This window comes from Clostridia bacterium (genome assembly GCA_017410375.1).
GTDB lineage: Bacteria > Bacillota > Clostridia > RGIG6154 > RGIG6154 > RGIG6154.
In genome coordinates this window covers 41,575-56,449 of the sequence record JAFQQW010000069.1, presented here as the reverse complement: position 1 = coordinate 56,449, position 14,875 = coordinate 41,575, and the positions used below count along the sequence as shown (strand labels likewise).

Here is a 14,875-nt window from a genome sequence, read left to right as displayed (position 1 = left end):
ATTATGAAAAAAATCATTGCCCTTTTTCTTATTTCCATAATGCTTTTAAGTCCGCTTTCGGTTTTGGGTGCGTCGAATGCTTTTTCACAAAGCTACAGCACCGAACCCATAGAGGGGGAAATTGTTATTCCCATTTCCGAAAAAAGCGGAGACTGGAAAGCCTCTACCGCCGTAAAAAATTATGACGGCGGCAGTCATCTGTGGACTTCGGAAAAGGGTGCATCAGTAACCTTTAACATTCCAAAAATGTCTGCAGGCGACTATGATGTATACTTTTGGGTTTGTCCCCATGCTTTATGCCGTGAAACCATGGAGTTTGACATAAATCACGTGGGCAGAACCTCTTATCTTTCTGTATACCAGAAGCTTCTGGAAGGCGAAACGACAGCGCCCGGCTGGGTAAACATGGGAACGCTTGACTTTTCGGGCGACGGCACCGAAAGCATTGTACACACCTGCCCCGGCGGAAATTCCCGTGTGGGTGCAATCAAGCTTGTGCCTGCGAAAAAGCATCAGTTTTTAATCACGGGCAAGGCTGTGTATAATACCGCCCTTGCGTTGGGTTTAGCCACAGAAGCAGGCGCAACATATAAAAATTATGGACATTACTATACCTCTAAGGGGACAGACAAATTCAGTAAAGATATCGTATCGTTGCACATTAACGTACCCTATACCGGGGACTATTATGTGTTCTCGGACGTGCGCACCTATGACCCTGCCTCGGGCGGCGGCACCGACAGCAACCGTTCCTTTGGTATGGATGTGGTGCAAAAAGGAAAAGTACAGAAAATTCATAAATACAACAGCACCGACCGTTTTTGGTTTGGTAGCTTTCAGGGGCAGACCGACGGCTTTGTAAGCGATGTCAATTCCGGTGCAGGCTTTGTTTCGCCCCACACCATACATTTGGAAAAAGGGGAAGCGGTGCTTAACCTGTACACTAAAAATTCCTGGACGGGCTTTGCTTTCCTTGCTTTTGCGGAAGAGGGAAGCTATCTCTATAATGCAATTCAGCCTCTTCAAATTGATACCTCCGCAAACAGCTTTTATGCACAGAATCATTTTAAAATTTATCGTTTCGGAAGTGGCTCGGGCAGTTTTTACACCCGATATGTAGCTGCTTTTGCGGATATGACACCTCCGACAGCACCTGTTGTTTCGGGTGTGTATGACGGGAACGTCAAGGGTGCCGTGCTTACGGTAACCGACAGCGCTGCCGAGCCTGTTTTGGGCTATATTGTAAAGAACGGAGAACAATCAGGCTTTTATGCAAAGAAAAATGCTTCGGCAATCCCGATGGATCTTTCGGACAGCACAACCGTTACCGCCTGTGCGGTGGACGGTGCAGGTAATATTTCGGATTTTTCCGCACCTGCAGTTTATACCGAGGCGGCAAATCCCTTTGCAACCTTTGAAATTGAAAATCAAAACGTTTCCCCGCAAACCTTTTTGGTGACCACAAAGGGGGATAACACGTTTTTAACCAATAGAATGACCGTAAAAAGCGGTGCAAGCCAAAAACTCTTTGCTGTACCCGTTACGGGAGAAAACACAGAAAATTTAACCACTTTGCTGTTTGACGATGGTTTTAAGCCCTTGCGTGAAAAACAGAAATACGGTGCAGACTACACCCCAAAAAGCGCTACCTATGCCTATGAGGTGGATACGGTTGCGTACTCATTCGATACCAGGCACGAAAAAAATATAGGTACATACCGGGGGAGCAGTTTAGAGGGGTATATGCATTACAGTACACACTATTGCAATGATAAAAATGCAACCGCTGTGTATGATTGCTTTATTCCGGTTACGGGCAAATATAACATTTACTATTATATCCCCATGCATCCCGAGACAACGGCACTGCAGTACAGCTGGACCTTAGATAACGCAAGCGGAACAATTGATGCTCTTGCCAATCAGGGACTGGTTTTGCTTGGTGAATTTGAACTGAGCAAAGGCGCAAAGGAATTTGTAATCAAAAAAGACTACGGCACATATCTTCGAACCTGTGCGGTGGTGATTGAGCCGCAGCTTGAAAACATGGAGCGCAAAAACACGAAAGAAGTGTTCGGATTTGATGCCATGGCGCAAAAAGCAACGCCCGACCTTTCGGTTATCGGTACAAACGACATGACCCTTACCTGCGACACCGACCAGAATCAGGTGCTTTGGGTTTTGGATATGGCACAGCTTTCAGACCTGAAAGAAGAATTTCCCGACGGCGTTCTGCGCTTTGAAGCGCTTGGTGCGCAGATAGCCCTTTCTTATGGCGAGGCGGACATTCAATCCGCTTTTGATGCGGTAAATGACGGTGTAAATCCCGTTTACCTTAAGATTATGATGCAAAGAGAAACGGTTGCCGGTGCACGGAGTGCCGTAGCGGCTGCCGTGTACACCCAATGCGGAGAACAGTATAAGGCAACCCCAAAGCTTGCTTCTGTTTCTTATACAGGTGTCTTGGACGATACTGCGGTGTTTGCTAAAATTCAGGACGGTAACCAGTCGGCAGTTCAGACAACCCGTACCATGGTTTCCAATGACGGTACGCAAAACATAAGCGCGGAAATAGAAAATCATGCAGTATATGCTGCCTTTAACGAGCTTCCTGCCTTAAAAGCCTTGGACGGAAGTGACAGCCCCGTATCTCCGAAAGAATTTTGTGATATTTTATACGGCGTAATCGGGGAAACCCACAATCAGACCGACACCGGGGAGATGACTGTGCAAAAGGCATGCACCTTTGTGGCAGATGCCTTGGAAAAAAGCGGAAAACGCATCATTTCCCTTGCAGACCCTAAGACGTTTCTTGCAGATATGTATCCCGATGCAGGGACTATTTACAGCGGATATGTGGATGCGGTGTTTAAAACCGTTGAATCGGGTGTACTCCGCGGAAACGGTGTGGACAATTTAAATCCTTACGATGTTTTAACGGGCGATATGGCGTATGACATGCTGTCGGCATTTATAGCGCTTCCGGAATTTGTAAGTCCCATCAAGGAGAATCCCGATGCTTGGGAATTGGTGTTCAGCGATGAGTTTAACGGCACCGAAATCAATACCGATGTATGGCAACTGGCAACCGGCGGTTATTCAGGTCACATTGCCTCCTTGCGCAGTGCAGACGACCAGATGGTAGAAAACGGCTACTTAAAGCTCCTGATTCACAAAGGGGAGTGGACGCGAACCGTTTCGGTTACCAATGACGACGGCACGACCGAAAAGGTTGACATATCGGGAAACTGGAATTCGGGACACATGTGGACCAAAAAGACCGCTTTTTACAGCCGTTACGGCTATTATGAAGCCATGTACCGCTATCCCTTGGGTAAAACGCCCTATTGTAACAACTCTTTCTGGCTGTGCTCGATAGGCGGTCCGTATTTGGAGCTTGATATCAACGAAGGCAGAATGCCCTCAAAAATACAGATGAACATGCATTGGAATCACTACTATGATGAAGAGGGGAATCTCATTCCGGTAGAGGGCGGAAGAACCTCTACGGGTGGTTCGGCGTATGTGCCGAGAGATTTAAGCCAAAACTTCCACCGCTACGGCTTGTACTGGGATACCGATACGTTAATCTGGTATTTTGACGGTGTGCCGCTCCGGGAATTTGCCTTGGAGGGACGCGGAGACTTTGATGTAGCGGTATATTTCAGTGTTGCCATCATGAAGATTAAAGACAGCAACGGGAAAGTGCTTTCACCTTCGGAGTTTGAAGCCTACGAAGAAGAATTCGGTGATTTGGACGGCAAATCCATGGATGTGGAATATGTGCGCGTATATCAGCCCAAATCCGCACAGTGATTTTAGGCTTTGTTATTCTGAGCGATAGCGGCAGTGGCGTTTGCCAAATCAAAGATTTGGAACGCTGTTGCATAGGGGACTGTTAACCAAATCAAAGATTTGGACAGCACCCCTAAAGAATCCCATAAACACAGCATGAACTATGGGAGGAGTAACGCAACACTGCAGAAAAAAGGTAGGCATAAATTGCAAAATCTATTGACAATATATGTAATTTATTATATAATATAAGTTACCTTAAAATGGTCTGTAAACAGTGTCGCCGAGCCGGAATTCGGCAAAAACTGTTTATATATATATGCAATCGGCAAACCCGGAATGAAGCAATGCATTGGACAGATTTCCTGCTGTCTGATGACAACTTTTAAAGTATGCTTTATGAATTTTCTGCTCTAACCAGGCAGGAATGGCTTGTCATTGGGCAGTTTTTATGCTGTTCATATCAGATTGCAAAAAAGATAGGTTCGCAAGGGAACCCATGAGCCTTGCGAAAAACCAAAGAACCGTTTCATATGCGGATTTTAGAGAGATAGCTATCTCTCTTTGGCTTTATTTACATAAAGCCAAAGAACATCATTCTTTCTGAAATTCCAAAGCTCCGATTTGTGTTAAAGCACATTTCTTTGCCTTGTTTCAGTGTGCAGTACACAAATCAGATTGTCTAACCAGCAATTTTTTTGGAGAGCATTGCGGTGCGTTTGTCCGTCGGGATGCTGAACGATTCTTCGTGACAAACAAATTTTGAAAGGAGAAAAATAAAATGAAAACAAGCAAGAAAATTCTTGCACTTGTACTTTCCTTGTGCATGATTTTCAGTCTCACAGCGGTTGTTTCTGCTGAAGAAGCAGCACCTGCTGAAGTAGCGACCATCAAGTATGTTACTACTTTCGACGAATTGTGGGACCAGTGGGATGCAAACGGTGAAATGAAAACAAAAGCAAGTGTGGTATTGAGCAATGCGCAGTTAACCATTAATTTAGATGATGAAGTTGACGCTAAAGCATTGTATGCACACGGTGCACAGGTAAGCTTTGACTTTGTAATCCCCGGTGAAAACCCGATTACACTTCAAGTCAGCAAAGCTACACTCCGTGGCTACACAGCTGAAAACGGTACCAACAGCATTTGGTTTACATCCGTGCTTCCCTTTGACGGCGAAGTTGCACAGCAGCTGCTGGCAGATGCGGAAACCGATGAAACCTTAAGAAGCATCCTCTACATTGAAGATGCAAATGAAGAAGAAGGTATCGCTGGTGGCGTTATCATGAAGAATGATAACACAAACAAGCCTGTTATCAACGGCGAAGTTGCAGCTTACAGCTACACCGAATATTCCAAGCTGAATCTTGTAAAATACTTAGGCTACAAAGCAGGCGGTGTGGAAAATGCATTGCAGAGCTATCACAACGCTGATGTGGATGTAACCATCAACACCCCCAAGACAAAGGACTATAAGATTCCGCACGGTTCCTTCTTCATTTCCCAGAAGAAAATCCAGACCTTCTCTTTCAGCTGGGCGACCGAAAACACCCACTGGACTTGGTCCAACAACATCATGAACAGTATGAAGGACGGCGGTACAAACCTCGACCTCGCTTACGGTGTGTTTGAAGCACCGGCTACCGGTGAATATGATGTGTTTGCCTTAAAGCGTGACAGAGCGGAAAAGGTTGGTAGCAACAGTAACCGTGACCTGCATGTTTTAATTAACGGTGAAGAATTCTACTATCCCTGTGACAACAGTCCGGTTGCAGCAAGCGCTTCTCCCGCATACAACTGGGAATCCGAAAACGGTGGCAGAGCTGACCGTGCACAGAAAACCGTTAAGCTGGTTAAGGGTCAGAAATTTGTTATGCGTGTTCCGGGCACCAACAGAAGATATGCAGGCTGCTTAGGTTATGCATTTGTTCCGGCATCTGCCAACATGGATGCTGCAACCATGATTGCAAATAAAGCTTCCCTGCCCGCAACTACAGATCAGCTTTACAACGATACAGAAAGCATCACCATACCCGGCTATACAGATGCTGACAAAGTAACCGTAAACGTAACCGTAAACGGTGTTGCAGTAGCAGCTGTTGAAGATGCGGCAAACGATTTGTTCCCCAACATTGCGCTTGTCGACAAAGCAGGTAACTTTATTGAAGGTGCAACTGTTTTAGACGCTGTTGCTACTGCTGATGAAGCAGATACAACCTATGCACTTACCGCAGCTGCCTGGGATGCAACCAATACCAAGCTGATTGACGGTAACGTGGTAAACGGTGACTTCACTTCGCAATACATCACAACCTTAAATGGCGCTTACTGTGTTGATATGGACCAGATAGAGCTTAAAGAAGGCGATGAAATCGTTGTGAAGGCAAGAGACGTTATGAAGGTTGCCATCACTGCAAACGGTGGTGCGGCTGCTTCTTACGGTGACGTAGTTGCTACAAACGGTGCAAACTGCAAGTTTAACATGTCTAATGGCAATAAATTTGTACACATCGTTGCAGATTCTACTGTTCAAGATGCCTATGCAGGCTATTATGTGGTAGGCTATGCACCGGTTATCGCTGACATTGCAGAAACAACCGGCGACGATACTCTTTCCTGGAACCGTATCGACTATCCGATTTTATCCAGCGGCTACAAATCCGACGGTACAACCTTCCAGTTCGGTTATAACAAGAGCTACAGCAATGTAACCATCGACGGTAAAGTATACGGACGCGGTTTGTCCTCCGGTCAGGTTCAGGCATCCAGATATGATATGTCTCATCTGTATGTGGTTAAAAATGCTTTGCCCGAAAAGGCAACTGTAACTGCAGTTGAAACCGCAAACGGTGTTATTCTTTACACCGATGCACCCGTTAGCCTCAACTTGGTTCGTGTAACCAAGGATGGCGGTGCAATCAAGAGCACAAAAACAGAAAACGTAGTTCTCAACTTTATGGACGGCGGTAAATTTATCTCGGTTGACCCGGGCGAAACCCTTTACCTCTGGAAAGGTCTTGAAATCACTGCAGGTACATCTGCAATTCCGGTATGTGCTCCGATTTCCAAATAATTTAAATGTATCTTTTTCGGTTTTTTCATGGAAACCGAAAAAAGAAAAGCTCACGTTTCCGACATTGCTATGGGTCGGAGACAGAGAATACATCAATCTTCTTTCAATCAAAAGCCCACACCCATCGGTGTGGGCTTTTTCTCTTTCGTGAAAACTTTTCTTAGAAATACTTTTCGCGAGTGCTCACTACGCTTAACAGCTCCCTCGTCAGAGGGAGCCTTTTTTGCCTCCCTCTGACGAGGGAGGTGTCACCGCAAAGCGGTGACGGAGGGAGAGAAAGTCCAAAGCCTGACAAGTAATACTTTTTGGATAGTGCTCACTGCGTTCAGGGTAGCAAAGGAACTCCAAAAAACATGTTATACAAAAAATTTGTTCAAAAATGACATTTTCTTGTAAAAAAAAGACTAAAATTAAAAAAACACTTGACTTTTTCCTTTTATATGATAATATTAAAATGGTTTTATAAGCGCTTGTGCTTAAAAGCCGTCACAATCGGCAAAATTTTCACATACGAAATTTTCATTGGACAGATTTCCTGCTGTCTGATGAGACGGAAATTTGTTATGTGCCCGTCCTAACCAAACGGGGAAGGAATTTTGTTTCATGGATAGCTTTTCGTTCTGTTCATTTAGATTGTAAAAAGACGAAGATAAAGGTCATCGGGAAACCATGAGCCCCATGACAAGCCAAAAAACAGCTTCATATTGCTAAAAAGTCGGACACCTGAGAAAATATCCAAATGTGTCCGATTTTTTTAACCACAGCAAAAAATCCTGCCTGCCGTAAAAGACGTGCTTTGCCTGATTTAACCGTCTTTTACCGCTTTCAATGCCATTTTCACCCAATCGGCAGTTTAAAGGGACGTGTCTTTTTTGTGCGTTTGTCCGCAAAAAGACCGAGTTGTTTTTTAAGTGACAAACTAATCTTGGAAGGAGAAAAGAAAATGAAAACAAGCAAGACGATTTTAGCATGCATGCTTGTAGTTTCTCTCGTTTTCAGTATCATGGCAGTATCTGTTTCTGCTGAAGATGCAACAACCCTTTCTACCCGCAAATATGTATACGATTATAACGATTTGTGGACGAGATGGGATGATAACGGTGAGATTACAACCACAGCAAGAATTGCTTTTAACGAAGGTGCCGGTAGCGTAACGTATACGGACAAAAGCATCATTCCGTCTCTTTTACGCAACGAAAAAAATGTAACAGACGGAAAGTATTACACGGTTTCCTTTGATTTTGTCATTGACGGTCCTACACCCTACACCATTCCGGTTCGAAATGCATCCTTCTCGGGTGCCAAGGACAGCTCGGGCTCCAACAGCCTCTATTTCACGTCGATTCTGCCTTTTAATGGGGAAGTTGCGACTGCAATGAAAGCAGATGCGGCAACGGATGAAGCCCTCTTGGCGCTTTTGCATGTGGAAGATGAGGTGGGTGTTATTTGTGAAGACAACAAGCAAAGATACCCGATAATCAACGGTGAAGCTTCTGCAAAAAGTGCTACTGCACTGACTAAAGAAAACCTGATGATTTATATTGACTATAAGGCAGGAAATGCCGGCACTGCCAGAAACTTCGAGGCTGAAAATGTAACAGTTACCATCAAGAGCCCCTATGTGGCAGACACTGTGTTCCCCAAGGGCACAATGTTTATTTCCGAAAACGGTCTGACTCATTTTGTAAGTGATAACTGGGCAACCAAGAATGTTCATTACAAGACCTCTAACGATACTATTGTATCCACAAGTGCATACGGCGGTCTGGGCTTAGACCTCGCTTACGGCGTATATGAAGCACCTGTATCCGGTACCTATAAAGTGCTGGCAATGAAACGAGACAGAAACAAGAGCGATGCAAATCAGCGTGTATATGCGGCTGATATTGCAGGCGTTGATATGATTTTCGGCGTAACCAACTGTCCGTATGAATCTACATCTGACCCGTATTATTACTGGGAAATTGATGACGATGCACCGACCGTAACCTTAACCAAAGGTCAGAGATTTGCAATCCGTACTTTGCAGGAAGCAGCCGGTTACGCAGGTCTTATCACTTTTGCATTTGTACCTGCTACCGAAGATTTAACAAGCTACATCGGCTTGAAGCAGGCAGATTCAAAGCCTTATTCCAAAGAAGATTTCAATACAGCATCACTTCAGCCGGTTGACGTAACTGCTTCTGAGGACATTACCGTTAACTTTAACGGTCAGGATGTAGTTGTTGGCAAAGGTGTTGCGGCAGACTACTTCCCGAACGTACGCGTAAATGACCAAAACGGTAACTTCATTGAACAGCAGACTGCATTAGATGCAATCGTAGCTGCAAAAGAAGCAACCACAGAGGAATTGGATTACGGCGTTTCTGATGTTATTCCGCAGGCAATGCGCGAGGACTTAAGCTTTAACGAAATGCCCGGCGGTATGGCTACACCTATGACCTATGATACCTATCTTGCTGCAAACGGTACACCCTGGGCTGTTACATCCAACAGCTACACAGGTAAAATCTGGCCGGCATCCCAGACCTATTTCGGTTCCGGCACATTAACCATGCCGGTTACCATTTACGAGCCGGGCGACTATTATGTGCTGACCAGCGGTTCTGCATGGGAAACCAGCCGTTACATCACCGTTAAGGTAGGCTCTACCCAGATGCCTAGCGCAGTTGACAACAACAGATTCCTTTCCGATTCAAAGGGTGCAATGACAAAAGAAACCTCTACGGTAGCAACACATTTGGACGCAGGTACCTATACCATGACAGTTAAATGCACAGGCTCCATGCGTTTTGAATATGTATGGCTTGTTCAGGCAGAATCTGCTGAAGCGGCAGCTGCAATTCACGAAAGCATCACCGATAGGGCAACCTTTGATGAATACTTTGACTATGACAAGGATGTATTTGTAAACGGCAAAATGACCTCCGGCAAGATTCTTACCGTAAACGGCAAGGTTTACGAAGGGGATCTGGATCAGCTGTTGATTTCAGACGGCGACGTAATTACCTACAAGCCGGCAGATAAAACCAACTTCAAGCCCTTGTGTACAGAGGGTATTATCACCGGTAACGGTGGTGTTGTAGCGGGCGATGCAGTTACAGGTGTAAGCAACAAATTTGTAACTAGCCTTACAACCTTCCCCTTTGATGCGACCGAAACCGATGCTCTTGCAGGCACATATCTTAACGGTTACATCACCATGGACGATTTTGCAACCCAGGAATTTGAAATTGACGGTGTTACATACTATCTCCACGGCACTTCCGGTGACGAATCCCGCGTTGTTGTGGTTGTTCGCGACTTCCCGATTAAAAAGAGTGCATTTAACGCCACCAAGAGCCGTTATGAATTGGGTTATAATTCGGCAGCTCCGTTTGTAGCTGAAACCCTTGAAATCAACGGTCTTAACTACAAAGTAGGTATCGGCTCTGCACAGCTCCAGTCTGACCCGCTTGAAATTGTTGATGCAAACGGCAATAAGCATACTACAGTAAATGCCAATGGCGAGACGGTTGTAACCAAGAAGAGCCCGAAATATAACTATGATTTAAGTCATCTGTATCTGACTAACTCCGTCAGTGCGGCACCTTTAAAGGTTACCGCAACCAAGACAGGGGATGGTGTATATCAGTTAACCACCAACAAAACAGTTCTGGTGAAATTGATTACCATTTCCAATGACGGTGGCATCAAGTCCGTTTCTTCCGTAACAGAGCTTCTTGACTTTATGGATGAAGACGGTATCACCGTAAATGTTGCTGATGGCGAAACCGTATATGTTTGGGAAGGCATGCACCTCATTGGCGAAAATGATGGCATGACCCAGATGGTTCCGCTTACAGCACCTCTTACAAAATAATAAAATTCCTTTTGAGCTTTCATGGAGCTTAAAGGTTAAATCTATATTCCCGGCAAGGCTATGAACCGGAAATGTAGAAAAATCAATCTTCTTTCAAATGGAAAAAGTCCGCACATCTTGTGCGGACTTTTTCTCTTTCGTGAAAAGTTTTTTTCGAAATAATTTTCGCGAGTGCTCACTACGCTTAACAGCTTCCTCATCAGAGGAAGCCTTTTTGCCTCCCTCTGACGAGGGAGGTGGCACCGCAGAGCGGTGACGGAGGGAGAGAAAGTCCAAAATCTTCCAAGTAATACTTTTGTTCAGGATGACAAATGGCGTGTTGATGCGACAGTGAAAGACAGATGTAAAGCTATAATAGGAATCACTTTCTGAAATATCTACGGAAAGTAGAGAAACGGTGCTGTTTATGGCTCGAAAGCGCAGAGTAAATCAACTGAAAAGGTATTTACTTTTTACCCTTGCCATGATAAAATAAAATTGGTGAGTGTGTCAAAAAGTGCAACAACTTGCTCAAAAAGTGTATTTACATACAAAACAATGTGGAGTATACTGTATTGCGTAGTGTTGTGGCAATGATAACAAGAAATGCAAACAAATTGACAATATTTGCAACTTCTTCTATTGTTTTTTGTGGTATGATACAATTATAAAGTCAATTGCGGAATGATTTTAGTCCATACAGGATAATTCCATTGTGTACGTAATTTGCGTATGCTACAATAAAATTGTTATTAAGCGTTGATAAAACCTTAATTCCTTTGGGGTTGCTATCCAAAGGACGGCTATTGCATGCCGATAAAACTCAACCGTCTTTATCGCGCTTAAAAAGTAAAGACAACCGCATACTGTCCTCTTGCTTTTTTCCGGCTTAACCACCCGGGGTAAGAAAAAGCAACCGTTCTTCCTGACCAGTTGATTTGACATGTGTGGGCTTTGGGGCTCGTCAATCCGATTTACGTTCTTTACCATAGACGGCACATACACGGCATCCATGAGCCCGTGTAAAAACAAAATAACAATCTTTAAATCTGCTTTATTTTCTAGCGGTTTTTGCCTACTGTTTCGCCGATGGGAGATGAAAAGCAAAAATTCCTTTCACCCCAAAATTCAGGAGTTTTTTAAGGATGGTTTTTGTAAAAGCGGTATCTGTTCCCGCAAAAAACCGATTGTTATGCGTGACAGAAAACTATGTAAAGGAGATAATAATAATGAAAACAGGCAAAAAGATTTTAGCAGTATTGCTTGTCTTTTGTTTTGTACTTACGGCTGTCCCTGCATTTGCGGCAGACTATGCCCACACCTTAACCAATAAGGTTTATAATGACCTTTGGGGACGTTGGGATGCAACTGCTTCCATTCAGGACTTAACCGTAACCGTTGAAATTCAATCCAGTGGTGCACCTTTAACCTTTGAAGATGCTACAATTCAGAATATGTTGAAAAGCGACGAGCTTACCAAGGCAGGTTGCTCCATCACAATTCCCGAATATACTTTGGGCGAAGGTGAAAATGTATACACCATGCCTGCAAGAAAAGCGGAAATCAAAACAAACTACGGTCTCTGGATTACCTATTTGCTTCCCACAAACGGCGAAGTAGCAACCGCAATGGTTGAAGAATCTAAAACCAATGCCGAATTGCAGGCACTTTTAACCATGGACGAAACAACCGGGGCGGCATCACTCCAAACGGCTGGAAACGTTTACGGTAATAACCTGGTTGCGTTTTTGAAGTATAAGACAAACGGTGCTCCGCTTAAAGCAACTGTAAAAGCAACCCTGCATGCAAGCGGCACGTTCCAGGCGAACGGCGATTTTCCGCTGACCTCATTCTTTATCGCTGACGAAAAAATCAACACCTTTGTGGGTGGTGAAACACCTGTAACAGGTGCATATGTCATCTCCAACGGGGCGTCAGCGGGGCTTTATGCTTCCACTTTGCAGGATAGTAATCTCGACGGTCCGTACACCGTATTTACTGCTCCGGCAGACGGCATTTATGATGTGTTTGTTGCAAAAAGAGATACCTCTGCTTCGGCAAATGCAAGCAGCTCTTATCAGCGCTTAATTGTATTGGATGTTGCAGGCAAAACCTTAACCTTTGGCAACAGCAATGTAAGTACTACTATGGGTTATCAGTGGCAGAACGAAAACAACAACACCCCTGTTACCTTAACAAAGGGTCAGCAGGTTCCGATTCGTATCTTGTCTGAAACCGGTTCCTATGCAGGTGCAAACGGTGTGGCATTCTGCCCCCGTTCGGATGCGGAAACACCCGTTACCATTCAGTATAATGCAAGTCCTCTGGAGCCGGCAGGTGTAACCATTGAAACTTCTGTTCCTGCGGCAGAAACTGCAACCGTAACAGTTGACGGCGCAGAATTAGCTGTAACCGCAGGTGCGGCAGAAGCCTATTATCCGAATGTTCGTAAATCCGATGCAAACGGCAATTACATCAACAAGCCTACCTTGCTTGACGCACTTGTTGCAGCTGACAAGCAGGAAGATATCGGAATTGATGCGCATCCGTTGCTCTCCAGCGGTGCTTTGGTTACAAACAGCATGGATACCATGGCACTTTCGCCCACAACCAACGAAGCCTTTGGTTTAGGTTTAACAGGCGGTGCAGGTACTGCGTATGCAAGCATTTTTAGTGGCAGTGAAGTATTTCTTCTCAGTTCCGGTACAAAAGTAAACCTTACAATTAAGGTTCCCGAAGATGGCACCTACTATATGATTGCCAACGGCGGTTGCTGGGGTGCAGAACGTTATATGACTGCTAAAGTTGACAATGTATCTTATAATGACGGCACAGACGACAAATTTGTATTCGGTGGTTTAGGTGTAAACGCACACTATGATGTGCAGTCTGCAAACGGTTTAGAATTGACCGCAGGCTATCACACTCTCAATGTAGGTATCGGCGGCGGTGCTGTTCGTCTGAGCCATGTTGCATTGGTTAAGGCAGCTTCTCAGGAAGAAGCGGCAGCAATTCAGGCTTCCATTACCACCAAAGCTGATTTTAATGCATACTTTAACAAAACCGACCGTGTTGGTTTTAATGGCAGCACCATTGACGGTGTAAATGTTGCGGTAAATGGTGAAACCATTACCGAAGATTGGGATCGTTATATCCTTTCCGACGGTGATGAAATTCTGCTTGGTGTGTTCGATCCCATTTCTGTTGGCGGTAAGGTATATGCATATACCTCCAACATTACCTGGGACACCAACAGACAGCTGACAGACGAAACCTTTAATAATTCCAACTTTGCAGTTATTCTTTCCAGCTATGGCAATATGCCGGCGGATGTAAACGTAAAGGACAGCATGCGTGGCATGCACTTAACCGGTTACGTTATCCTGTCTTCGGATGATGCAGCTACCTCGGGTGATGATACCAAGGTTGCAAACTTCATCAACTATGAAATTCAGGGTAACGCAATTTCGGAAGGCAGACTGGTTCTTGCAATCAAGCAGAAGGATGCAAACTTCAGCAACACAACCTTTGACGGCGCGGTTTACAAGAATCTTGCAGGTAGCTTTGTAAACAATGCTAAGTATGATGCTTCGCAGTTGTATATTACAGACGCGAGATTTGGAGATACAACCATTAAGGCAGAATATGCAGACGGTAACGTTGTGATTTCTTCCAAGAAAGCACAGCCGATCTTCGTAGTTGTTAAGAATGCAGACGGCTCTAAAGCATCTGCTGCTAACTATGCATTGACCATTAATCCCGTTGAAGTTGCGGTAGAAGCAGGTCAGACTGTTTATGTATGGGGCGGTACACCTTACATGACAAGCGGTACAACCGCATTGCCCTTGTGTGCACCTATAACTGTACCCGTAACTGAATAATTCTGGCGGGGATGTAAAAAGTACGCACCGAACGCTTATCGGCAAGAAAAGCAGATTAAATTCGTGCAGACTTTTACTTTTAAATGTTTATTGAAGAAACTCTGTTCGTTTGAACAGAGTTTCTTTTTAATAATGCCGATAAGCTATGAACGAATCGAACCCGCAATATACCTTTGTATAATTGCGGGCATACCCCTCCGGGGTTCGATTCGTCCATTCTGTACGCATTTTTCCTATCCCCGGGATGTAAAAAGTGCGCACAGAACACGCTCCAAGACAAGAACT

Annotated in this window: 4 protein-coding genes; all 4 read left to right on the top strand. The window is 44.7% G+C overall.

Going from position 1 to position 14,875, the window contains the following annotated elements; all coding sequences use genetic code 11:
• Positions 1-3 precede the first annotated feature (3 nt).
• The 4 genes from IJE10_11580 (at position 4) to IJE10_11565 (ending at position 14,590) form a co-directional block, all read left to right on the top strand.
• A complete protein-coding gene (locus IJE10_11580) occupies positions 4-3,816 on the top strand; it encodes a family 16 glycosylhydrolase (GenBank protein MBQ2968744.1) in 3,813 nt (1,270 codons plus the stop codon).
• Positions 3,817-4,576: 760 nt separating this feature from the next.
• A complete protein-coding gene (locus IJE10_11575; protein MBQ2968743.1) occupies positions 4,577-6,868 on the top strand; it encodes a hypothetical protein in 2,292 nt (763 codons plus the stop codon).
• 943 nt (positions 6,869-7,811) lie between these two features.
• Positions 7,812-10,730, top strand: a complete 2,919-nt coding sequence (locus tag IJE10_11570; protein MBQ2968742.1) for a hypothetical protein — start codon at positions 7,812-7,814, stop codon at positions 10,728-10,730.
• 1,208 nt (positions 10,731-11,938) lie between these two features.
• On the top strand, positions 11,939-14,590 hold the full coding sequence (locus IJE10_11565) for a MoaD/ThiS family protein (GenBank protein ID MBQ2968741.1): 2,652 nt from the start codon (positions 11,939-11,941) through the stop codon (positions 14,588-14,590).
• The last annotated feature ends 285 nt before the right edge of the window (positions 14,591-14,875 follow it).